Raw genomic sequence first — 22,498 nt, forward strand, 5'->3', positions numbered from 1 at the left:
TCAGGCGCGGAGGTCGACGACGACCTTCACGTCGTCGGGATGCTTGTGGAGCCCGTCGGTGAAGTCGCTCATCGGCACCCGCCGGCTGATCAGTCGAGCCAGCCAGCCGACGTCGGCGTGGGAGAGCGCATCCGCCGCCTGCTCGAAGTTCGCCCGCGAGGCGTTGACCGATCCGAACACCACGGTGTTCTCGAGCACCATCTCCTTGTTCAGCTGGTCTGCGCCGACCGGAACCGAGCGCGTACCCGAGGAGATGCCCGTGAGGCAGATGACGGCCGCGGGCGAGACGACGGTCGCCAGGTCGACCACGAGCGGGCCGTGTCCGGTGCACTCGATGACCACGTCGGGCTCCAGACCCAGGTCGTGTACGTCGCCGGTATGGAACGTCGCGCCGAGATCGGCGACCAGCTGCGACTTCGGGCCCGAGTCGACGATGTCGAGTACGTGTACGTCCAGACCGCGCTGCACGCCCATCATCGCGGCGAGCAGCCCGATCGGCCCCGCGCCGGTGACGAGCGCGACCTCGGGACGCCACGTCGAGCGGGCGAAGATCCGCTCGGTCTGGTCCCACGCCTTGGCGACGACCGACGCGGGCTCGATCAGCACTCCGCAGTCGCCGAGCGCGGGGTCGAGCTTGATCGCGTACTCCGGCTCGATCTGCCAGCGCTGCGAGCCGTACCCGTCGAGCTCCTTGATGCCGCGCTCGGTGTAGCGACCGTTGCGGCAGAAGTCCCACTCCCCGCGTGCGCACGCCGGACACGGGACCGGATCCGGCCGCCGGACGATCCCGGCGACCAGGTCGCCCGCGGCGAAGCCGCTGCCCTCGGGCGCATCGAGGACGGCCCCGAGCGACTCGTGCCCGATCACCAGGCGGTCCTTTCCGGGTGGCAGCCAGCCGTACCCCTCCACTATGTCGGCGTCCGTGCCGCAGATCCCGATCAGCCTTCCCTCGACCAACAGCAGGTCCGGCGACGCCTCGGGGTCGGCGACCTCGCTGACCCCGACGGAGTCGGGCTGACCCGGTACGACCGTGATCGCTTGCATGCCGTGCCTCCTCGTCACCAGCGACGCCGCGCCCACTCGGCGCGACGCTCGCCAGCTCAACGTACCCACGATCACGAAGCCGTGCAGTACGGGCCGTAGGCTGCAGCCATGCATGCGGAGCGGATTCTCGAGCACTACGACATCCGGCCGCCCCGGCTCTCCGACGCAGCGGCGCTCGCCGCTGCCTACCGGCACAACCGCGACCACCTGGCGCCGTACGAGCCGCGCCGGACCGACATCTTCTACACCGCCGCGGGCCAACGCGAGTCGCTCGGCATCTCGCTCGAAGCCGCCCAGCACGGGCGGGCGGCCGGCTGGCTGATCCTCGCCGGCGAGAGTGTGGTCGGACGGATCAACCTGAACACGATCGTGCGCGGCGCCGCGCACTCTGCGCATGTCGGCTACTGGGTCGACCGCGAGCACACCGGGCGCGGACTCGCGACCGCCGCCGTCGAGTACGCGTGCGACGCCGCTGTCGACCTCGGCCTACATCGCATCGAGGCCGGCACCCTCACGGACAACCTGGCCTCACAGGCCGTGCTGCGCAAGTGCGGGTTCGAGCAGATCGGGCACGCCCGCAGCTACCTGTTCATCGACGGCGCGTGGGGCGACCACGATATTTTCCAGCGGATTCTGAACGACAAGCCGCCCGGCTGACGTCAGCGCTCCGCGCGGCGGGCGAGCTCGCGGGTCGCGCGACGTAAGGCACGCTCCGCGTCGACGTTCTCGGACCGCGCCGCGAGCACCGTCTCGAGCAGCTCGCGACCGACCCGCGACTCGTCGTCGTCGGGGTCGCCGGCAGGCGCGTTCGTCGCCTCGAGCACTCCTGCACGCCGCAGCCGGGTCACCACCTTGTCGGCGTACGCGAGGGCCGGGAGCGCCGCGGGTACACCGTCGAGCACCGAGTCGCGCCGCTTCTCGGTCGCCTTGAGTCGGTCCCAGTTCGCCTCGACGTCGGCCGCGTGGCGTACGTCGACGCCGGCGAAGACATGCGGATGCCGACGTACCAGCTTGTCGATCAGGCCCTGCGCGACGTCGTCGACGGTCCACTCGTCGACCTCTGCCGCGATCTCGGCGTGGAAGTACACCTGCAGGAGCAGGTCGCCGAGCTCCTCGCGCAGCAGGTCGGAGTCGCCGTCGTCGAGGGCCTCGAGCGTCTCGTACGTCTCCTCGAGCAGGTACGTCGCGAGCGACTCGTGGGTCTGTTCGGCGTCCCACGGGCACTGCCGACGCAGCCGCTCCATCACCGACACGAGTCGTACGAGCGCACCCCCGTACGGATCGGCCGAGCCCACGATCGCCGGGAGACCCGATGCGTCGACCTCCCCGCGGGGAGCGAGCCAGACGGCGTCGCCGCCGAGGCGTGCCAGCCGCTCGGGCAGGTCGTCGCCCGGTGGTTCGGCCGACGCCGCGAGCGCGATACCGGACTCGCGTACCGCGAGCGCAGTGGGGTCGTCCGGGTCGGCGGGGACGACGAGCGCGGCTGCCCGCAGCGCGTCCCACGCCTCCAGCGTGAGCGTGCCGGGCGGGACGGCCGCGCTCGTGATCAGCGCACGCAGTGGCATCTGCCAAGTGTGCCTGTGGACCGCTCGCGCCCGACGTCGGGTGGGCGGATCGGCGGTCGTTCGGCATTAAACAATTGTCAACAATCCTACGATTGCATTAGCGTTGGTGACTCCACGTAACCGACGAAGGAGTAGGACGAATGAAGGTATTGGCACGGTCCGCCGCTGTCGCGGCGGCCGCGACCGCCCTGATCGCCACCACGACACCCCTCGCGGCCGCCGGCTCGGGCTTCGAGGTCTGGACCGACGCAGAGTCGAGCCGGGAGTGCGGTGTCGCGAACGAGGCCGGCTCCGCGAAGTTCGTGGACGACGGGGAGCACTTCTACATCGATGACCGACGGTCTGACGGACACAGTGTCCGTGCGCACGTCTACGTCAACGGCGACTTCAAGGAGACGCTCAAGAGCACGGGCACCAGCAGCAGCCCGGCTACGCACTACAACCGCAGCTACCCCGAGGGCGCCAAGGTGACGGTCGGCGTCTACGTCTCGTACTACAACCAGGTCTGCGGCTACGACGAGGAGAGCGGCACGGCCTGAGCGGCCGGCTTCGCTCCGAGCAAATCGACATTTGTTATGCCCGGGCCTAACAAATGTCGATTTGTCCGGGCGCTAGCTCAGCTGCACTGCTGCGTACTCGGCAGGTCTTCTGCCGGATCCGTCACGCGTACGGAGAGCGAGTCGGTGTCGTCCTTCGGCTGGCCGGTGTCGTCGAGCCCGTAGCGCGGGTCGATCGAGACATCGGCGTCGGCGATGAAGTCCTGGAGGTACGCCTGGCCGGCCTGCTGCGCCTGCTTGGCCGAAGCGTCGGAACCGGCTTGGTCCTGGCCGATCGCGGTCACCAACGCGCTCGACTCCTTGCTGATCGCGATGATCTTGGAGAGCTCGTCGGTGTCGGCGTCGGGGAACTGCGACTCGAGGGAAGCCGTGTCGTCGCTCGTCACGGCGTACTGGCTCGGCTCGACCTCGACGCCGAGCTCGTCGGCCGCCTCGCGGGCGGCGGTGAGCGTGAGCATCAGGTTCGCCGCCTGCTGGCGCGCATCCTTGCCACCCACTCCGGTCTGCCCGCTGGCGCTGATCGCCTCGCACAGGTTGTCGGCCAGGTCGTCGACCTTGTCGGCCGAGACCGACACGTCCCCGACGACGACGGCCGCGCCCGGATGCATCGATCCGCAGGCGCTCAACGCGAGCATCGCGGCGGCAGCCATGCCGACCCGGATCCGTTTCACAAGCACTCCTCATTGCGCGCAGGTGTTCCGGGGCAACTTTACGGGGCGTACCCGGATCGCCGACGCGGGGTGCTGCAGCCCGCTCGCGCTACGCACTTGCGCGGCGCGCGTACCCGCGTACATCGGCGTCGATGTCCTTCGCCGCACGTTCGAGGGCGTCGGCGGCGACCGGGTCGGCCGCATGGTCGCCCAGGGCGATCACTGCCGCCTTTCGTACGTCCGCGTGCAGGTCGGCGACCGCCGAGGCCAGCGCCGCGAGCGCGGTGTCACCCGAGACGGCCGCAAGTCCCCGCACGGCACCGACCCGTACCTGCCACGCATCGTCACCGACACCCGCGATCGCCAACGTACGCAAGGGGGCTGGGCACCCTAGCCCCGCCGACCCCTCGAGCGCCGCCGCGCGCACGAGCAGGTCATCGTCGCGTGCCAACGCGAGGAGCGGGTCGAGTCCCGACGGCTCGCCGATCGCGCCGAGCGGCACGACGTACCGACGCGTGCGAGTCGCCCAGCCCGGTGACGAGCGCGGGGCCGACGCCATCACGCCACCGAGATTGCGCGAATGTGACTGCGCCACCAAACCAGGCGCGCTCGTACGTACCGACCAGCGCAAACGGGGTGCAGTGGGGCAGTTCCGCCACCCGGGAGCGTCCGTATCGTGAGACTCCGAGCGCCGACTCCCGCGTCCCCGTTTCGGATCGTTCAAGGGGGTGTCGTACGCAAGAAACCCCCTCGAACGATCCAAGACGGGGACGCGCGCTACGCGCTCGCCGCGCTTGCGGGCTCGCGGTCGATGACGCTGTCGATGACTTCGCGGCACCAGGTGAGGAGGGCCTCGTCGCGCAGAGGCTGGCCACCCACGGCGGCGGTCTTCGGGCGCGGGATGAGCACCGTGCCGACCGCGGCCTTGACCACCGACTTGGGATACAGCCGCTGCAGCCGCAGCGACGCCGACTCTGCCAGCTCGATCGGCGCGAACCGCACGAAGTTGCCGGCAACGGTGACGTCGCTGAGCCCCGCCACCCGAGCACGGGTACGCAGCCGAGCGACCTCGAGCAGGCTGCCGACGGTCGCCGGTGGCTCGCCGTAGCGGTCGACCAGCTCCTCGCGCAGCGCCTCGATCTCGGCGTCGTCGCGTACGGCGGCCAGCCGCTTGTACATCTCCAGCCGCAGCCGCTCGCTCGGCACGTACTCGTGCGGCAGGTGCGCGTCGATCGGCAGCTCGATCTTCACCTCGCGCTCCGGAGCGCCGTCGCCGCGGAACTCCGCGACCGCCTCGCCGACCAGCCGTACGTACAGGTCGAACCCCACATCGGCGATGTGCCCCGACTGCTCGCCGCCGAGCAGGTTGCCGGCGCCGCGGATCTCGAGGTCCTTCATCGCGACCGCCATGCCCCCGCCCAGCTCGGAGTGCTGCGCGATCGTCGCGAGTCGCTCATGCGCGGTCTCGGTGAGTGGCTTCTCCTGCGGATAGAGGAAGTACGCGTACGCGCGCTCACGCCCGCGCCCCACTCGGCCGCGCAGCTGATGCAGCTGCGAAAGACCGAGCGCGTCGGAACGCTCGATGATCAGCGTATTGGCGTTCGAGACGTCGAGACCGGACTCGACGATCGTCGTGCAGACGAGTACGTCGTAGCGCTTCTCCCAGAAGTCGACCATGACCTGCTCGAGCCGCTGCTCGCCCATCTTGCCGTGTGCGTACGCGACGCGCGCCTCGGGCACCAGCTTCTGGATGCGCTCGACGGCCTTCTCGATGCTCTGCACCCGGTTATGGATGTAGAACACCTGCCCCTCACGCAGCAGCTCGCGCCGGATGGCCGCGACCACCTGCCGATCTTCGTACCCACCCACGAAGCTCAGCACCGGATGCCGCTCCTCCGGTGGTGTCGCGATGGTGGACATCTCGCGGATGCCGGTGATCGCCATCTCGAGCGTGCGCGGGATCGGGGTGGCCGACATGCTGAGCACATCGACCGCGGCGCGCAGGAGTTTGAGCGCCTCCTTGTGCTCGACGCCGAAGCGCTGCTCCTCGTCGACGATGACCAGGCCGAGCTGCTTGATGCGTACGCCGGGCTGCAGCAGCCGGTGGGTGCCGATGACGAGGTCGACCGAGCCGTCCTCGAGCCCCGCCAGCACCTCCCTGGTCTCCCGATCGGTCTGGAACCGCGACAGCGCCTTGAGGGTCACCGGGAACTGGCCGAACCGCTCGGCGAACGTCGCATAGTGCTGCTGCACGAGCAGGGTGGTCGGCACCAGCAGGATGACCTGCTTGCCGTCCTGGATCGCCTTGAACGCCGCGCGTACGGCGATCTCGGTCTTGCCGTAACCGACATCGCCGCAGATCAGCCGGTCCATCGGGACCTCGCGCTCCATGTCGCGCTTGACCTCGTCGATGCTGGACAGCTGGTCGGGGGTCTCGACGTACGGGAAGGCGTCTTCCAGCTCGCGCTGCCACGGCGAGTCCGGACCGAACGCATGCCCCTTGGTCGACTGGCGCGCGGCGTACAGCTTGATCAACTCGGCAGCGATCTGGCGTACGGCCCGGCGAGCGCGCCCCTTGCGCTTGGACCAGTCGGAGCCCCCGAGCCGGTCGAGCGACGGGTTCTCGCCGCCGACGTACCGCGACACCTGGTCGAGCTGATCGGTTGGTACGAACAGCCGGTCGGCCGGCTGGCCGCGCTTGCTCGCGGCGTACTCGACGACGAGGTACTCGCGGGTGGAGCCGCCGACCACGCGCTGCATCATCTCGACGTAACGACCGACGCCGTGCTGCTCGTGTACGACGAAGTCGCCCGGTGCCAGCTCGAGCGGGTCGATCTGCTTGCGCCGCCTGGCCGGCATCTTGCGCTCGTCGCGGCTCGGCGCACGCTGCCCCACGAGGTCGTCCTGGGTGAGTACGACGAGCCCGAGCGACTCGGCGACGAAGCCGTGCTCGATCTCTCCGCACGCGACATGCACGACGTCGGGCGCGAGCTCGTCGGCGAGGTTCGAGACCTGTCGCGCGGCGATGTCGTGCTCGGCGAGGATCTCGACACTGCGCTGCGCCTGGCCCGGACCCGGGGTGACCAGCAGGACGGTCTGGCCCGCGCTCGTCCAGGACTTGATGTCGGCCAGCGCCCGCTCGGTGTCTCCGCGGTACATCGGCGTCGCCTCGAACGCGAGCGAGCGCGACTCCAGCGCGTCGTCGCTCGTCTCGGCGTCGGGGTCGTGCGCGAACGGCGACGTGCTCCACCACGCGCGCCCCGAGGTGAGCGTGTGCAGGCGTACGTCGGCGATCGTGTGGTACGCCGCGGCGCCGAGGTCGATGGGTGCGTCGCCACCGGAGGCGGCGGCAGCCCACGACGCCTGCAGGAACTCCTCGCTGGTCGCGACGAGGTCGTGGGCGCGGGCGCGTACGCGCTCGGGATCGCACACCAGCACGGTGGTGTCGGCCGGCACCAGGTCGACGAGCAGCTCCATGTCGTCGACGAGCACGGGCGCCAGCGACTCCATGCCCTCGACGGCGTGGCCCTCGGACAGCTTCTCGAACAGCTCCGCGAGCTCGGGGTGCTCGGCAGCGAGCCGGCGCGCCCGCGCGCGTACCTCGTCGGTGAGCAGCAGCTCACGGCACGGCGGCGCCCAGGCGACGTCGACCTTCTCGAGGGAACGCTGGTCGGCGACGGCGAAGTGGCGGACCTCGTCGACGGTGTCGCCCCAGAACTCGACGCGGAGCGGATGCTCCTCGGTCGGGGGGAAGACGTCGACGATGCCGCCACGCACGGCGAACTCACCGCGCTTCTCTACCAGGTCGACGCGGTGGTACGCCGCGGCGACCAGCCGGCGTACGACGTCGTCGAGCTCGACCTCGTCGTCGGGCCGCAGGACGACCGGCTCGAGGTCCGCGAGCCCCTTGACCTGCGGCTGCAGCACGGATCGTACGGGCGCGACGACGACCGAGACGGGGCCGTTGGCGCTGCCACTGTCGCTCGGGTGGACGAGCCGCCGGAGTACGGCGAGGCGCAGGCCGACCGTGTCGGAGCGCGGCGACAGCCGCTCGTGCGGCAGCGTCTCCCAGGCGGGGTAGTACGCGACGCGGTCGGCGCCGACGAGGTCTCCGAGCGACTCGGTGAGCTCCTCGGCCTCGCGCTGGGTCGCGGTCACGACGAGGACGGTGTGCGGGTCGGCGGGATCGCCGACGAGGGCGCTCGCCAGGAACGGGCGCAGGGACGGTGGCGCGGAGAGGTCGAGCGCGCTCAGCCCCGCACGCCGGTCAGCGACGGCGGTGGCGAGGAGGGGATCACTGGCGACCTTGCCCGCGAGGGCAGAAAGAGTCATCGCCTCCAGCGTATCGGCGTCCCCCGACAACGGCCGGTGCGGCTCTTGACGCGGTGGACCTGCAGGTCTACCGTCCCGATGTAACTTCGAGTTACACCGGGAGAACCGATGCGCCGACCGCTCGCCGCCGTGTCCGCACTGATCATCGCCGCCGTGACGGCCGCGGTCGCGCCGCCGGCGAGCGCGGCGCCAGATCCGTTGCCGTACGTCGCGATGGGCGACAGCTACAGCGCCGCCACCGGTGTGTTCCCGCTCGCGCCCGACGCCCCGCTCGTCCTGTGCGGCCAGTCGGCCCGCAACTACCCGCACGTCATCGCCGAGCGCATCGGCGCCGACCTCACCGACGTCAGCTGTGGCGGCGCGACGACCAGCAACTTCACCGGATCGCAGTACCCCGGGGTCGCGCCGCAGCTCGACGCACTGAACAAGCGCACGAAGCTGGTCACGATGACGATCGGCGGCAACGACAACCTCACGTTCGCGAGCGTCATCCTCGCGTGCGGTACGGCCGGGATCGCGACGCTCGGCAACGGCAGTCCGTGCAAGGACCTGTACGGCAGCACGTTCACCGACACGATCCGACAGAAGACGTATCCGGCGCTGAAGCGGACGCTGCGCGCCGTTCACCGCAAGGCTCCGAACGCGCAGGTCGCGATCCTCGGCGCCCCGTGGATCGTGCCCCGCAAAGGCGGCTGCTTCCTGAACATCCCGGTGGGGCGCGGCGACCTGCCCTACATCCGCAACGTGCTGCGGGTCTTCAACGACGTCACCGAGCGCGCCGCGAAGCGTACGGGATCGACGTACGTCGACCTGTCGCGCGCGTCGAACGGCCATGACGCATGCAAGCCGCCCGGCACTCGTTGGATAGAGCCTATGTTCCCTTTAGCCAGATGAGCGGCATCTGGTCGTGACCTGGCAGCTTGTGTCGTAGACATGTGTATGCGGCACAGGATTTCGCGCGTCCGGCTATACCTGGCCCGTGGTTCCTTACGACCCGCGTTGCGTACGAATCTCCTTGGTTTGGGTGTCAACGCGGCGGCCGAGGTGGTCGTCTAATGGGCATAGTCGAAGACAAGAGACGGGGCAGGCGTGATCGGCGACGATGATTTCGACAGCTTCGTTGCCGTGAACTGGCCGTCGGTGGTGCGGTTCGCGTACCGGTTGACGTTGGACGTTGCCGCGGCCGAGGACCTGAGCCAGGACGCGTTCACTCGGATCTGGCGGCGATGGGACTCGATCGACCACGCCAAGGCGCTTGCCTATGCGCGTCGAAGCGTGGTCAACAACTTCATCACCGAGAAGCGCCGTCGGGAACGATTCGACAGGTTGAAGTCGACCCTTGCTCGTCGTGAGACCTCGGCGCCGGATACGGCGGTTGTCGAACGGGACTCTCTGCGGGCCGCGCTCGGTCAGCTGACGGCGAATCAGCGCACTGCCGTGGTGCTGCGTTACGTCGAGGACCTGCCGGTCGATGAAGTCGCCTATGTGACGGGTTGGTCGAGCGGAACGGTGAAGACACACGCCTCCCGCGGGCTGGCGCACCTTCGAGACTGGCTTGCCTTCGACGAGGCCGCACCAGCACAGGGAGACAACCATGGACAGCAATGACAACGATCTGATCGCCCGCCTGCGCCGGGAGAAGATCGAACCGGACCGGCCGATCAAGCCGGCACCACTCGCGCAGATTCGGTCGACACGTCGACGCGGAATCGGCGTACGCCTTGCCGTCACTGCGGCCGCGGCCGCGACGCTGGCCGTGATCGCCGGCACCGTCGTGCTGGTCCAGCAGAACGACAACGATCCGACTCCTGCTGCGCCGTCACCCTCGCCGACGTCGACGAACGAGCCTGGAACAGACGAGCCGGGCCCCACGGCTGGGCAGAACCGGCCTTGCGTCACCGACCAGCCGGAGGCCGGGGCAGGCGAGACGGTCGTGAAGGTCTACTTCATCTGTCAGAAGACCACACTCCCCGTTGCGGCCTACCGCGTCGTCGGTGGGGCACCGGATCAGCAGGTTCGCGCCGTGCTCGAGGCGTACTTCGCCGGTCTGACAAAGAAGGAGCATCGCGCGGGACTCATCGCGCCGATCGGGCGATCGCTGGCCGATGTCCGCTCTGAGATCACCATCGATGGCAGCACCGTGGAGATGTCCTTCGCCGACCTCGGATCCCTCCAGGCGATGGAACCGACGCAGCGCGACTTCTTCATCGACAGCCTCGCGAAGACCGTCCGCGATCTCGATGGAATCCGCAGCCTTGAGCTGGCTCTGAACGGCGACTGCGCACAGTTCTGGAGCACCGCAGCAGGATCGAAGTGCATGCCCATCTCCTGACGTAGCGAAACGCCTGCATCGACAACACCCGAGATAACGCACATCGCCACTGACACAACGGATCGGTACGGACACGTCGACTACTTGGAGGACAGCCACGATCAGGACCTAAGGGAACCGGCGTTCTTCCCTAAGGACAGCCTCGCGTTCCTGCATCCGAACGCGTTCGGCGAGCGGCGGATGGCCCAGCGGGCGATCCGTACGCTGGGGCTCGCGTAGCACGACGAGGACGCGGGAGTACGCGCAACGCCAGTCCGGCGATGACTCCCCACCAGATCCACTGCAGCTCGCCCGTCTCGTACGCGACGCCCGCGCCGATGAGCCACACCGCCGCTCCGGGCAGGATGCGGAGCAGGTTGGCGGCATACTCGCCGCGGCCGAACTCGATGCCGTCGCGTGTGTACGCGACCGACCCGACGACCAGGCTCGCGGCCGCCAGCGGCCAGATCGCCCGCGCCTGCTCGGCGACGTCCGGACCGGCGGCCAGCAGGCCGGCGACCGGGATCGCCGCGAGCGTCACGGCAGCGCCGCCGAACCCGAGCACGACGGACGCGCGGACGAGCGCGGACTCGGTGCGCGCCCGATCTCCGTCCGACGTACTCGACGACACGAGGATCTGCGCGGCGGACTTCCATCCCTCGACCGCGAGCACCGCGAACAGCCAGAACTGGTAGGTGACCTGGTGGGCGGCGCCGGCGGTCTCGCCGATACCGACGGCGGTCGCCGTCATCACGAGGAGAGTCCCGCCGAGCACGGCCGCGCGCGTCGCGAGTACGCCGACGGCGGACACCGAGGACCGCCAGTGCGAGCCAGTGCCTTCCGCGCCGGCCGACAGCAGCCCACGTTTGTACAGCGCCCGGATCACGAGGACCGCGACGATCGCCTGGGCCCCGGTCGACGCCAGCCCGAGCCCGGCAACGCCGAGATCGGTGTACGCAACCGACCCGACATCGAGGCCCACATGGATGACGGCGCCCGCGAGCGCATACACCGTCACCGCACGTACGGCCAACGCCCCGCGAAGGGCGCCGTAGCCGGCCATGACGCAGGCGACGACCGGGAGCCCGACTGCACGTGCGAACAGGAAGCCCGCAGTATCGCCGGGTACGCCGGCGAACAGCGCGATGCCACAGAGGACCAACGCCAACACCGCACCGAACGCGGACGCGGCAAGGAGGCCACCGCGTACGAGCCGCGCAGCCTCGCCGAGCCGCCCGGCGGCGTACAGGCGGGCGACGTCCGTCGTCTGAGCGAACAGGATCGGGACGACCAACCACGTCGTCACGCTCACGATGCCCGTACCCAGCGCGAGTGCCGCCTGCTCGCTCACCCCGAGGCGACCGGCCGCCGCGGTGTCGGCGATCCCGGCGAGCGGGTCGGCCAGCAGAGCAAGGCCTGCCAGCGCCGCAAGGCGTACGGCTGCGCGGACCGGCGATCGTTCGGCGATCATCCGCGTGCGGCCTGCCGTCGGCGATGCTCGCTGACATGGCTGCGAGTCGCGCAACGCCGCGAGCAGAAGCGCTGCCGCGCCGACCTGGTGTGGTCGACGTACACGTGAGTGCACGACGGCGCGGCGCACTCACCGATCCGCATGACCTCGGCCGGATCCGCGAGCACGGATGCGACCGCCAACAGGCAGTTCACCCGGAGCCGGTCGCCCAGGTCGCTCGCGTACGCGTCGAAGTGCAGATGGGGTGGCGCGTCGTCGCCGATCGACACGCTGACCTGGAGGTCCAGGTCGGCGAGTAGCGGGTTGAGCACGGCGGCGGCCTGCCGGGCATCGGCAGCGCCGAACACCTGGCTGATGTCCTCGGCGAGCGCGCACAGCGCTACCGCCAGCTCGGACCCCCGCGACTCCGACCGGCGCCGCGAGTGCCGGATCGGCAGCGGCTCTCGCTCCGCAAGTGCGGCGACCCAGTCGGTGTCGAGCTCATCGTCGCGCCAGGCATTGACGATGTCGACGGCGAGTTCGGCGGCGCGGCGATGAACGGCAAGCATGTGCCCAAGGATGCGGTAAGCGACTAATACATTTCAACGCTTACGACTGTGAGCCGAGAATGGCGTCGACCTGCTCATCCGTGAGGGGCCCGTCGGACTCGGACGCTGCAACGATGAGCTCACTGAGCAGGTTGATCTCGTCGAGGTCGCCGCGGTCGAAGTAGCGGCCGACGTACCCGTTGTCGGTCATCGGCGCCTCCCCACGAGTCATCACTCGCCCAGTGTTCCACCGACGCGTCGCCGCCGGTGGCCGAACCCGAAACCGGCCGCGTCAGCGGACCTTGGCGGGAAGCTCGACCTCTGGGTGCTCGGCCATCCAGGCGTCGAAGTCGTCGTCGCGCATCGCGGCCCACATCTGCTCCCCGGCGGGCTTGTCGAGGAACACGACGCTCGCCGCCCCGACCATTCCGGTGCCCTTGATCGGCACGGTGGTGAAGTCGACGTCCTCGGTACGAATGCCGCGCAACGACCAGGCGAGGCCACGCAGGTCGCCGACCTCCCACTCCTCGTCCACGCTGAGGTTGTCGGTCACGGCGTCGAGCACGTCGTACAGCGTCGTCGGGCTGCTCAGCGTGTCACCCGAGAGGGTCTCGCCCATCAGCGACCGCAGGAACGCCTGCTGGCGATTGATCCGGTCGAAGTCGCCGCCCGGCAGCCCGTACCGCTGGCGTACGTAGAGCAGCGCCTCCTCGCCGTTGAGGTCGTGTGGGCCCTTGGTCCACGTGCGGTCGTTCTTGGTGTCCTTGACCGTCTCCGGCACCGTCACCACGACGCCGCCGAGCGCATCGGTCAGCCGCTCGAATCCCTCCCAGTCGATCAACGCAATGTGGTCGATCCGCACGTCGGTCAGGTTCTCGACGGTCTCGACCGCGAGCGCCGGACCACCGTACGAGAACGCCGCATTGATCTTGTCCTTCCCGTGGCCGGGTACGTCGACGTAGGAGTCGCGCGGGATGGACACGATCGAAGCGCCGTCGCGGTCACCGTCGACGTGCAGCACCATCAGGGTGTCGCTGCGCTGCTCGCCCGGGATCCACGATTCGGCCGCCGCGTCACCGCCGGTCGTCTGCTTCTCCGAGCGGCGGTCGCTGCCCATCACCAGGATGTTGACGGCGTCCCCGGACTTCGCAGGCCGGTCCGTCAGGCCCGCGAACGCGTTGGGGATGCGGTCGATCTGGCTGGTGAGCTTGTGCTGCAGGTACAGCCCGGCACCGAACACCACCACGATGAGCAGCGCAGCGCACGCCCCGAGGCCGATCAGCGCCTTGCGTAGGCGATGTCGGGACTTCGGCTCGGCCGACTCCTCCCCCTCCGCCGGTCCGGCGTCGCCCTCTGTGGCAGCATCGAGTTCACTCATCGCCGCATCAGATTAGGGCAGGCCCGCCCGGTGCGCGGCGGAATCCACAAAGTGCCTCACCCGTCAATGCCCAGGGGTGCGCGTACCGGTTGCTATGTTGTGGCTCGGGCCACCGAGCCGAGAGGGGCGCATGAGTCTCAGTTCCGGGTTGGCCGAACGATCTGCGGGCTGGCTGCGCACGACGGCGACGCGCTTCGACCCGTTGGTGTTCGTCGTCGGCGCCGTGTCGCTGGTCGTGTACGCACTGCACGATTTCGACGGCAAGCTCAGCCGCGACCTCGGCCTGTACAGCTACGCCGGGCAGCAGTTCGCAGACGGAGTACCGCCGTACGAAGCCGTGATGAACCGCGCCGGACCGCTGGCCCACATGATCCCGGGTATCGGCGCGTGGGGCGCACGCATCGTCGGGGTCGAGGACCTCACCGGCATGCGCGTGCTCTTCCTGTTCATCACCGTCGCGAGTGTCTGCGTCACGTACCTCTTCGCGCGCGAGCTGTTCGACTCTCGGCTCGCGGGACTCTCGGCGGCGTTCGCGTTCCTCACGTTCACCGGGATCATCGAGCTCGCCACCAACGGGCCGCGCGAGAAGACCCCGATGTTGCTGTTCATGCTCTGCGCGATGTGGGCGGCGCACCGGCACCGGTGGGTCACCGCCGGCGCGATGCTGAGTCTGGCGACCCTCACCCTGCAGATCGCGTTCCCGGCCGGCTTCGTCGCGGTCGTCGGATGTGTGCTCGCCGTACGCCGCGGGGAGCGACTTCGCGCGCTCGTCCGGGTCGCCCTCGGCGGCCTCGGCGTACTCCTGCTCTTCGTCGTGTACTTCGCGGCCGCCGGGGCGCTCGAAGAGTTCGTCGAGGGCTTCGTGCTGATCAACGCCGAGTACACGGCCGCAGACCCGTTCACCGACCACGCCCAGCGGAACTGGGAGAACCTGCAGTCCGAGTACGGCGCGTCGCTCTGGGTCGGGATCGTCGGAATCGTGTCGCTTCTCGTCGTATCCGCGTCAGCAGTACGCCGCACGTACCGCGACCGGCACCCGAACGCCATCACGATCGCGGCTCTCGGGCTCGCGACGATCGTGGCGTTGATCTGGACGCTCCGCGAGTACGACTCATGGCCGGACGCGATGCTCGTGCTGCCGACCGCGGCCATCGGCATCGGCGCACTCGCCAAGGAGGTCGTCGATCGGGCGGAGCAGCGGTGGGCGCGGGCCGCAGCGCTGGCATGGGTCATGGCGGCGGTGGTCATGGCGACGTCGGTCTCCGTCGACACGCGACACCATGAGCTCGTCGACCAGCGTGCGTCCGTACGCGCGAAACTCCGGCCGCTTCCCGACGATGCGACCATCATGTCGATCAACGCCCCGCAGCCGCTCGTCCTCTCGGGCAAGACCAACCCGATCCAGCACCAGATGTTCTTCACGGGCCTCAACGAGTATGTGGACGAGACCTGGCCGGGCGGCCTGGAGGGCCTCGGCGAATGGGTCGCCGAGGAGCGACCGACGCTGATCGCCGTCGGCGGCAGCCTCGTACCCGACTGGCTCGCCGAGACGCTCGAGCGCGACTACACGAAGGTCGGCTCGGCGCCGGGCTGGGTCTGGTACGCCGACCGTTCGATCGGCCATCGCCTGGTGAAGAAGGTCAGGCACGCCGGCAACCGCCACCACCGGCGGTAGGCATGTTGACCCGCCGACAGAGCACCATCGCGCTCGCCATCGGTTCCGCCCTGAGCGGCATCCTGGCGTACCTCGTCTTCGCCCTCACCACTCGGACGCTCGGAGACGACGCGGCACCCGTCTCGGTGCTGTGGAGCTACTGGGGTTTCGCCGGCGCCGCGCTCACCTTCCCGCTGCAGCACTGGATCGCGCGTACCGTGACCGCCGACGGGACTGGCAGCGTACGCGCCGCGCTGCCCCGGGTCGGTGGCCTGGTCGCAGTCGTCGCGATACTGACCGGTGGTCTGGCCTGGTGGGGCCGCGACCCGCTGTTCCACCGCGACGACCCGTGGTTCCCGGTGCTGGTCGCGCTGGTGACCCTCGGCTCGGCGCTGATGGGCCTCGTACGCGGCGGCCTCAGCGGCGAGAGCAGGTTCGGAAGCGTTGCCGTCAGCCTGGTCGCCGAGAACGCCCTGCGCTGCGCCGCCGTCGGCGCCCTCGTCGTGGCCGGTGCGGACGACCCGGTGGAGTACGGGTTCTGCATCGTCGCCGGGCATGTCGTCGCGATCTGCTGGCCGCGGGCGTTGTACTTCGACCGCGGGCGTACGTCCGTGCGGCCGCACTCGGCGATCGAGTTCCTCTCGGGCGCCGGGCTCGCCCAGCTGCTCGGACAGCTCGTCCTGACCGGTGGCCCGGTGGCGCTCGCCCTCGCCGGCGGCACGGCCGCCGAGGTGACGGCGCTGTTCGCCGCGCTCGCGCTGTTCCGCGCCCCTTACACGTTGGCTCTCGGGATGGTCGCGCAGCTGACGACGGCCGTCACCAGGCTCGTCGTGTCGGGCGCGGACGCCACACTGCGCCGCATTCGTACGACGACCATCGCGGCGACCGCGCTGACCTGCCTCATCGCGGGCGTCGGCGGTGCCGCCCTCGGCCCGGCCGTCATCACGCTCGTCTTCGGCGAGTCGGTCGACTTCCCCGCCGGCCAGTCGGCGATCGTCGCCGTCGGGTGTGCGCTCGGCGTCGCGAACCTCGTGCTCATGATCACCGCGCTCGCGTACGACGCGCCCCGCACGGTCGCCGTGTCGTGGGTCGTCGCCGTCGCCGTTGGCGCCGTCGCGTACATCGTGCTCGCGGGCCTGCCGGCGGCGGAGACGATCGTCTGGTGCTTCCTGGTCGCCGAGGCGGTCGCGTTCCTGGCGCTGCTGGTCGCGGACGCGCGGCGGAGTGCGCCGGCCGGGTAGTTTCGGGAATACTCGCGCACATGCGTGGACTGATTCTCGCCGGCGGTACGGGGTCGCGACTCCATCCCATCACCCGCGGCGTCAGCAAACAGCTCGTGCCCGTCTACGACAAGCCGATGATCTACTACCCGCTGTCCACCCTGCTGCTCGCCGGCATCAGCGAGGTGCTCGTGATCACCACCCCGCACGAGGCCGACGGGTTCCGTCGACTGCTGGGTGACGGATCCGCGTTCGGCATCTCGATCACGTACGCCGAGCAGCCGAACCCCGACGGGCTCGCGCGAGCGTTCACCATCGGCGAAGACTTCATCGGCTCCGACCGTTGCGCACTGGTGCTGGGCGACAACGTCTTCTACGGCCAGGGGCTCGGCCGCCAGCTGCAGCGCTTCGCCGACCTCGACGGCGCCGCGATCTTCGCGTACCGCGTACGTGACCCCGAGGCGTACGGCGTCGTCGAGTTCGACGCGGACGGCCGGGCCATCTCGCTCGAGGAGAAGCCGACCCGGCCACGCAGCAACTACGCCGTTCCCGGCCTGTACTTCTACGACAACGACGTCGTCGAGATCGCCAAGGCCGTACGCCCGTCGGCCCGCGGCGAGTACGAGATCACCGACGTCAACCGCGCGTACCTCGAACGCGGCACGCTGCAGGTCTCGGTGCTCGCGCGCGGTACGGCGTGGCTCGACACGGGCACCTTCGAGTCACTCAACGACGCCGGCGACTTCATCCGGGCGGTGCAGACCCGGCAGGGCATGAGGATCGGCGCTCCCGAGGAGATCGCGTGGCGGCAGGGGTTCCTGTCCGACGACGAGCTGCGCGAGCGGGCCGAGGCGATGGTCAAGAGCGGCTACGGTACGTACCTGCTCGAGCTGCTGGAGCATTCGGCGGAGGAGCACTCTCCGCTCCCGGGCACCTGATCGGGTTCGCGCGAGTGGCGCAAGTCTGTTGCTCAGCCGCCTTGTACACAACGGATCTGCGCCACTCGCGCGAACTCGGATCGAGAGCGGGACGCCTCCGATCAGACTCCCGGGAGCGCCGCCCGCGACTTGAGGGGCTCCCACCATGCGCGGTTGTCGACGTACCACGCGACGGTCTCGCGTAGACCGTCGTCGAAGGCGATGCGCGGTTCGAACCCGAGCTCGGCACGGATCTTGTCGGTCGCAACCGAGTAACGCAGGTCGTGGCCGAGGCGGTCCGGCACGTTGACGACGCGGTCCCAGCCCGCACCGCAGCTGTCCAGCAGCATGCCGGTGAGCTCACGGTTGCTGAGCTCGCGCCCGCCGCCGATGTTGTACACCTCGCCGGCACGGCCGCGCTCGACGACGGTGTGCACCGCGCGGCAGTGGTCGTCGACGTGCAGCCAGTCGCGTACGTTGGCGCCCTCGCCGTACAGCGGCACGGTGCCGCCGTCGATCAGGTTCGTGACGAAGAGGGGGATGACCTTCTCCGGGAACTGGTGCGGCCCGTAGTTGTTGGAGCAGCGGGTGATGCAGACCGGGAGGCCGTGCGTGCGGTGGTACGAGCGCGCGATCAGGTCACTGGAGGCCTTGGATGCCGAGTACGGGGAGTTCGGCTCGACCGGACACGACTCGTCCCAGCTGCCCTCCTCGATCGTGCCGTAGACCTCATCGGTCGAGACGTGTACGAACGTGTCGACGCCGTTGCTCAGCGCCGCGTCGAGCAGGGTCTGCGTGCCCACGACGTTGGTCATTACGAAGTCGGTCGCGCCGGTGATCGAGCGGTCGACGTGGCTCTCGGCGGCGAAGTGCACGACGACATCGGCGGCGGCCACCAGCTCGTCGACGAGCTCGCGGTCGAGGATGTCGCCGTGCACGAAGACGAGTCGCGGGTCGTCGTCCACCCGCTCCAGGTTGGTGAGCGTGCCCGCGTACGTGAGCTTGTCGAGCACCACGAGGCGTTCGGGTTGCGGACCTCCCCACGCATCGTCGAGGACGCCGCGTACGTAGTGGCTGCCGATGAAGCCGGCACCGCCGGTCACGAGCATCCGCATCGCCGTCACCCCTGCGTGGGATAGGTCTGGGCGGGCATGGTCGCGGCCAGGAACACCGACGAGCCGAACGGGACGTTCGTGGAGGCGAGCACCGAGCGCTCCGCGCGGGACAGGCCCATCAGGACGCGGTCCATCGTCGGCGACACCTGGGTGAGCCGTGCATTGCTGGCCTTGCCGAGCTGCCGGCGTACCCGCCGCACTCCGCGCTCGGCGAGGAAGAGTGGGAACACCGCGCCGAAGGCGTACGTCGCCCGGTCGACGGTGAGTCCGGCCCGCTCGACCGCGTCGACCAGCCGTCTGCGGGTGTAGCGGCGGTAGTGGCCTGCGCGTACGTCGTGATCCGACCACGCCCACTGGTATGCGGGCACGGAGAGCAGCATCCGCCCGCCCGCGGTGAGGACGCGCGCGAGCTCGGACAGGGCGGTCGCCTCCGACTCGCAGTGCTCGACGACGTCGAAGCCGGCCACGACGTCGAAGGCGGCATCGGCGAACGGCAGCGCCTCCAGCGACCCGCAGACGCCCTCCCCCGGCGTCAGCCCGTCCGGTAGGAGGTCGAGCGTCACGACCCGGCGCTGTGGCCCCCGCATCCAGTCGACGCTCGGCCCGTCGGCGCTGCCGACGTCGAGCACGGTCGCCGACTCGGGGAGGTACGACGCGAGCGTCGCCTCGAGGAGGTCGCGACGGGCGCGATACCACCAGTAGTCGGGCTGCTCGAGCGACGCCGAGCCGGATTGTGCGAGCGTCATGCGGACTCCTGCATCGCCTGGGTCACCGCGGTGAGGAACGTGTCCGACACCCGGTCGACCTCTGCCTCGGTCAGGTCGTTGTAGAACGGCAGCCGCAGCAGCCGGCCGCTGATATCGGTGGTCACCGGGCACTTCGTCGGCCTGGCCGCGAACTTCCTGCCCCCGTCGGACGAGTGCAGCGGCACGTAGTGGAACACCGCGCCGATACCCGCGCGCTGCAGGGTCTCGAGGACCCGGTTGCGTACGGCGTTGTCGGGCAGCAGGACATAGAACATGTGGTACGCCGAGCGGCGATCGGGCGGTGGATGCGCTACCTCGAAGCCCAGGTCGTCGGCATGCGGCGAGAGCCGCCTGTCGTACCACCCGTGAACGTCGCGCCGGCTCGCCTGGATCTCGGTCGCCCGCTCGAGCTGACCGAGGAGGTACGCGGCGAGCGTGTCGGAGAGGCCGAACGACGAACCGGTGTCCATCCACGAGTACTTGTCGACCTGACCGAGCATGAACGCGCGCCGGTTGGTGCCCTTGTCGTAGAGGACCCTCGCGCGGTCGACGTCGGCGGCGTCGTTGAGCAGCAGGGCACCGCCCTCGCCGCACACGATGTTCTTCGTCTCGTGGAAGCTCTGTGTCGCGAAGCGACCGAGACTCCCCAGTGGCTCGTCTCGCCACGTACCAAGGAATCCGTGTGCGTTGTCCTCGATCAGCGCGATGTCCGGCCACCCGGCGAGCACCGTGCGTACTCCCTCGATGTCGCAGCCGACACCCGCGTAGTGAACGACGACGACCGCGCGCACACTCTCGTCGAGCAAGGTCGCCAGGTGCTGCGGGTCGAGACCGAGGGTGCGCTCCTCGATGTCGCAGAACAGCAGCCGCGCACCCTGACGGGCGAACGCGAGCGCCGTCGTGGTGAAGGTGAACGACGGTACGACGACCGTGTCGCCCGGCTCGAGGTCGAGCATCAATGCGGAGAGCTCCAGCGCGGACGTACACGACGTCGTGAGGAGGACGTCCTCGGCGCCGGTGTGCTCCATGATGATGTCCGCCGCCTTCGCGGAGTACGGCCCACCGGCCGACGTGCGGCCGCTCTCGATCGAGTCGCGTATGTACTCGAGCTCGCGCCCGACGAGCGCGGGCCGGTTGAACCGGATCGGCGCGTCGGTGCTGCCGGGCTCAGCCATGGGCTGCTCCTCCCTCGTCGGCTTGCCACGGTAACGCGCGCCCGAGCAGGCGTTCCAAGGCGAGGTCTGCGTCGGAGAAGTACGCACGCAGCCGCCCGACCAGGTCGGGCGGGAGCGTCGGCCGGGTTTGCCGGCTCTCGTTGACCGCACGCTCATGGGCGTCCGGCAGCGGGTGCGGATCGACGCCGAGCTCTGCGTACAGCGCCCCTACCGCGCGCTCGTCGCCGACCAGCTCGTCGAGGAACCACACATGGCTGGACCCGGGGAACGCCTCGAGCCACGGCTCGAGGTAGTCGGCGTACCGCCCGCGTTCGACGTACGCGAAGGGCGACACCGACGTGGAAGCGGGGTCCCAGGGCGTCGGCGCGGCGAGGTTCTCGCGTAGCGCGGCCTCCAGCGGGCGCGTCTCGAGACCGTTGTCGGTGCTGAAGCGCCAGTTGGAGACCGCCCGTTGCAGCGGGTCGCGCAGCATCACGGCGATCTCGGCGCCGCCGAGCGTCCGCAGTACCCGGGCCGGGGCGAGCGGGTCCTCGAGGTAGCTGGTGCTCTTCTCGCCGAAAATCCGCTCGTCGGTCGCGTGCGCGAAGTACGTATCGCGGTACCAGTCGGGACCGTTGGCGGCCAGCTCGTCGGAGCAGAAGACCTTGGGCTCCGGCCGCGTCGGGCGGGCCATCGCGATCTGCGGATGCGCCTCGAGCAGCGATTGGAGGTACGTCGTGCCCGACCGCTGCGCGCCGATGACGAGGAGGTGCCGCGTCATCTGGTCTCGCCGACCCGATCCACGACGTGGTACGGCTGCAGCGCGCTGACCGTGTTGAGCGTACGCACGACGTACTCGCCGAGCATCGACAGCAGGGCGATCGTCACCCCGTTGAAGAACGCGAGCAGCACGATCATGCTGGTCCAGCCGGGCACGGTCGCCTCGCCGACCATCGCGCGCACGAGATAGACCGCACCGAGCAGGAAGCTGAGCACGGCCACCAGGGCGCCGATGCCCGCTGCGACCCGCAGCGGGAACGACGAGTACGCGAACAGGATCGTGAGCACGAGACGCAGGATGCGCGAGATTCCGTACGTGCTCTTGCCCACCGGCCGCGGCTCGTGTCGTACGAGCACGTTGGAGCGGTTGCTGGAGTACATCAACGCCTGGCCGGTGATGTAGGGGTACGCAGCGCGGGACTGACAGATGCGGTCGACGACGTCGCGGCGCAGGATGCGGAAGTTGGTGACCGCCAGGCCGGGTGGCTGGGCGAAGATCCGCCGGTTGATCAGGCCGATCAGCTTGCTGCCGATCCGCCTGTATCCCGCCGCCTGCTTGTTGGCGAACTTGCCGAACACGGCGTCGCGGCCCGTCATGGCCTCGTCGATCAGCACGAGCGCCTGGTCGGGAGGGTTCTGCAGGTCGTCGTCCATCGTGATCACGTAGTCACCCGTCGCCTCGCGCATCCCGGCGAGGTTGGCGAAGTGCTGTCCGTAGTTGCGGAGCAGGTTGAGCGCGACGACGTTGGGGTTGTCGCGGGCGCGACCGGCGATGACGTCCCAGCTGCCGTCGCGGCTGCCGTCGTTGACCAGCACCAGCTCGTACGACAGCTCGGCCGACTCGAAGACCTCGACAATCGTGTCGACGGTGCGGCCGACCAGCTCGACGCTGTTGTAGACGGGCACCACGATCGAATACGTAAACGCGGAGCGGTCCAACCGGCGGTCGCCGCCGTGGTCATCGCTCCGCTCGCCCGCACGAATGTCGTTATCCGTGTCGCTCACCCCGTTCAGCCTGCAGCGCGTGCTCGCCGCACATGGTAGGCCACTATCCGACCGGGTGTATGGAAACGGCGC

The 22,498-nt window shown here is 69.4% G+C and carries 22 protein-coding genes; 8 read left to right on the plus strand and 14 right to left on the minus strand.

What is annotated here, in order from left to right; genetic code table 11:
* Positions 1–1,044 carry a glucose 1-dehydrogenase gene (locus tag L0C25_RS05455; protein WP_271635420.1) on the minus strand — a complete coding sequence of 348 codons (1,044 nt, stop codon included), beginning with the start codon at positions 1,042–1,044 and terminating at the stop codon, positions 1–3.
* A 108-nt stretch (positions 1,045–1,152) separates the two neighbouring features.
* Here L0C25_RS05455 and L0C25_RS05460 point away from each other — a divergent pair, with 108 nt between their 5' ends.
* The gene (locus L0C25_RS05460) at positions 1,153–1,701 is read left to right on the plus strand and encodes a GNAT family N-acetyltransferase (protein WP_271635421.1); all 549 of its coding nucleotides are present in this window, start codon (positions 1,153–1,155) and stop codon (positions 1,699–1,701) included.
* A gap of 2 nt (positions 1,702–1,703) precedes the next feature.
* Here the strand turns inward: L0C25_RS05460 and L0C25_RS05465 are convergent, their stop codons facing one another.
* Positions 1,704–2,609, minus strand: coding sequence for a MazG family protein (locus L0C25_RS05465; protein WP_271635422.1), 906 nt, complete (start codon positions 2,607–2,609; stop codon positions 1,704–1,706).
* 140 nt (positions 2,610–2,749) lie between these two features.
* Between L0C25_RS05465 and L0C25_RS05470 the strand changes: the two genes are divergently transcribed.
* Complete coding sequence (locus L0C25_RS05470) at positions 2,750–3,148, plus strand: hypothetical protein (protein WP_271635423.1); 399 nt, start codon at positions 2,750–2,752, stop codon at positions 3,146–3,148.
* 77 nt (positions 3,149–3,225) lie between these two features.
* Here L0C25_RS05470 and L0C25_RS05475 read toward each other — a convergent pair whose 3' ends face one another.
* From L0C25_RS05475 to mfd, 3 genes are all read right to left on the minus strand, one after another.
* Positions 3,226–3,837 carry a hypothetical protein gene (locus L0C25_RS05475; protein ID WP_271635424.1) on the minus strand — a complete coding sequence of 204 codons (612 nt, stop codon included), beginning with the start codon at positions 3,835–3,837 and terminating at the stop codon, positions 3,226–3,228.
* Between the two features lie 88 nt (positions 3,838–3,925).
* Positions 3,926–4,375, minus strand: a complete 450-nt coding sequence (locus tag L0C25_RS05480; protein ID WP_271635425.1) for a HEAT repeat domain-containing protein — start codon at positions 4,373–4,375, stop codon at positions 3,926–3,928.
* 218 nt (positions 4,376–4,593) lie between these two features.
* The gene (mfd, locus tag L0C25_RS05485; RefSeq protein WP_271635426.1) at positions 4,594–8,148 is read right to left on the minus strand and encodes a transcription-repair coupling factor; all 3,555 of its coding nucleotides are present in this window, start codon (positions 8,146–8,148) and stop codon (positions 4,594–4,596) included.
* 108 nt (positions 8,149–8,256) lie between these two features.
* Between mfd and L0C25_RS05490 the strand changes: the two genes are divergently transcribed.
* The 3 genes from L0C25_RS05490 to L0C25_RS05500 all read left to right on the plus strand — a co-directional run bounded on the left by L0C25_RS05490 (position 8,257) and on the right by L0C25_RS05500 (position 10,480).
* Positions 8,257–9,042 carry an SGNH/GDSL hydrolase family protein gene (locus L0C25_RS05490; RefSeq protein ID WP_271635427.1) on the plus strand — a complete coding sequence of 262 codons (786 nt, stop codon included), beginning with the start codon at positions 8,257–8,259 and terminating at the stop codon, positions 9,040–9,042.
* A gap of 195 nt (positions 9,043–9,237) precedes the next feature.
* Positions 9,238–9,756 (plus strand): SigE family RNA polymerase sigma factor, encoded by a 519-nt coding sequence (locus tag L0C25_RS05495; protein ID WP_271635428.1) that lies wholly within the window; start codon positions 9,238–9,240, stop codon positions 9,754–9,756.
* A complete protein-coding gene (locus tag L0C25_RS05500; protein WP_271635429.1) occupies positions 9,743–10,480 on the plus strand; it encodes a hypothetical protein in 738 nt (245 codons plus the stop codon). The genes L0C25_RS05495 and L0C25_RS05500 overlap by 14 nt, the downstream gene beginning before the upstream one ends.
* 130 nt (positions 10,481–10,610) lie before the next feature.
* On the opposite strand, the gene L0C25_RS05505 is transcribed toward L0C25_RS05500, so the two are convergent.
* The 4 genes from L0C25_RS05505 to L0C25_RS05520 form a co-directional block, all read right to left on the minus strand.
* Positions 10,611–11,930 carry an MATE family efflux transporter gene (locus L0C25_RS05505; protein ID WP_271635430.1) on the minus strand — a complete coding sequence of 440 codons (1,320 nt, stop codon included), beginning with the start codon at positions 11,928–11,930 and terminating at the stop codon, positions 10,611–10,613.
* Entirely contained in the window at positions 11,927–12,478 is a 552-nt protein-coding gene (locus L0C25_RS05510) for a CGNR zinc finger domain-containing protein (protein WP_271635431.1), read from the minus strand. The genes L0C25_RS05505 and L0C25_RS05510 overlap by 4 nt, the downstream gene beginning before the upstream one ends.
* Before the next feature lie 40 nt (positions 12,479–12,518).
* Positions 12,519–12,668, minus strand: coding sequence for a hypothetical protein (locus L0C25_RS05515; protein ID WP_271635432.1), 150 nt, complete (start codon positions 12,666–12,668; stop codon positions 12,519–12,521).
* Positions 12,669–12,749: 81 nt separating this feature from the next.
* The gene (locus tag L0C25_RS05520) at positions 12,750–13,835 is read right to left on the minus strand and encodes an LCP family protein (RefSeq protein WP_271635433.1); all 1,086 of its coding nucleotides are present in this window, start codon (positions 13,833–13,835) and stop codon (positions 12,750–12,752) included.
* A gap of 130 nt (positions 13,836–13,965) precedes the next feature.
* Between L0C25_RS05520 and L0C25_RS05525 the strand changes: the two genes are divergently transcribed.
* Genes L0C25_RS05525 through rfbA form a run of 3 tightly spaced genes read left to right on the plus strand, consistent with a single transcriptional unit; the run spans position 13,966 to position 17,647 of the window.
* Entirely contained in the window at positions 13,966–15,510 is a 1,545-nt protein-coding gene (locus L0C25_RS05525) for an ArnT family glycosyltransferase (protein ID WP_271635434.1), read from the plus strand.
* A gap of 2 nt (positions 15,511–15,512) precedes the next feature.
* Positions 15,513–16,730 (plus strand): polysaccharide biosynthesis protein, encoded by a 1,218-nt coding sequence (locus L0C25_RS05530; protein WP_271635435.1) that lies wholly within the window; start codon positions 15,513–15,515, stop codon positions 16,728–16,730.
* A 20-nt stretch (positions 16,731–16,750) separates the two neighbouring features.
* Entirely contained in the window at positions 16,751–17,647 is an 897-nt protein-coding gene (rfbA, locus tag L0C25_RS05535; protein WP_271635436.1) for a glucose-1-phosphate thymidylyltransferase RfbA, read from the plus strand.
* Between the two features lie 101 nt (positions 17,648–17,748).
* Here rfbA and rfbB read toward each other — a convergent pair whose 3' ends face one another.
* Genes rfbB through L0C25_RS05560 form a run of 5 tightly spaced genes read right to left on the minus strand, consistent with a single transcriptional unit; the run spans position 17,749 to position 22,426 of the window.
* Positions 17,749–18,741 (minus strand): dTDP-glucose 4,6-dehydratase, encoded by a 993-nt coding sequence (gene rfbB, locus L0C25_RS05540; protein ID WP_271635437.1) that lies wholly within the window; start codon positions 18,739–18,741, stop codon positions 17,749–17,751.
* A gap of 5 nt (positions 18,742–18,746) precedes the next feature.
* The gene (locus tag L0C25_RS05545; RefSeq protein ID WP_271635438.1) at positions 18,747–19,487 is read right to left on the minus strand and encodes a class I SAM-dependent methyltransferase; all 741 of its coding nucleotides are present in this window, start codon (positions 19,485–19,487) and stop codon (positions 18,747–18,749) included.
* The gene (gene rffA / locus L0C25_RS05550) at positions 19,484–20,662 is read right to left on the minus strand and encodes a dTDP-4-amino-4,6-dideoxygalactose transaminase (protein ID WP_271635439.1); all 1,179 of its coding nucleotides are present in this window, start codon (positions 20,660–20,662) and stop codon (positions 19,484–19,486) included. The genes L0C25_RS05545 and rffA overlap by 4 nt, the downstream gene beginning before the upstream one ends.
* Complete coding sequence (locus L0C25_RS05555; RefSeq protein WP_271635440.1) at positions 20,655–21,422, minus strand: sulfotransferase family protein; 768 nt, start codon at positions 21,420–21,422, stop codon at positions 20,655–20,657. The genes rffA and L0C25_RS05555 overlap by 8 nt, the downstream gene beginning before the upstream one ends.
* The gene (locus L0C25_RS05560; RefSeq protein WP_271635441.1) at positions 21,419–22,426 is read right to left on the minus strand and encodes a glycosyltransferase family 2 protein; all 1,008 of its coding nucleotides are present in this window, start codon (positions 22,424–22,426) and stop codon (positions 21,419–21,421) included. The genes L0C25_RS05555 and L0C25_RS05560 overlap by 4 nt, the downstream gene beginning before the upstream one ends.
* Between the last annotated feature and the right edge of the window lie 72 nt (positions 22,427–22,498).

Source organism: Solicola gregarius, assembly GCF_025790165.1.
GTDB lineage: Bacteria > Actinomycetota > Actinomycetes > Propionibacteriales > Nocardioidaceae > Solicola > Solicola gregarius.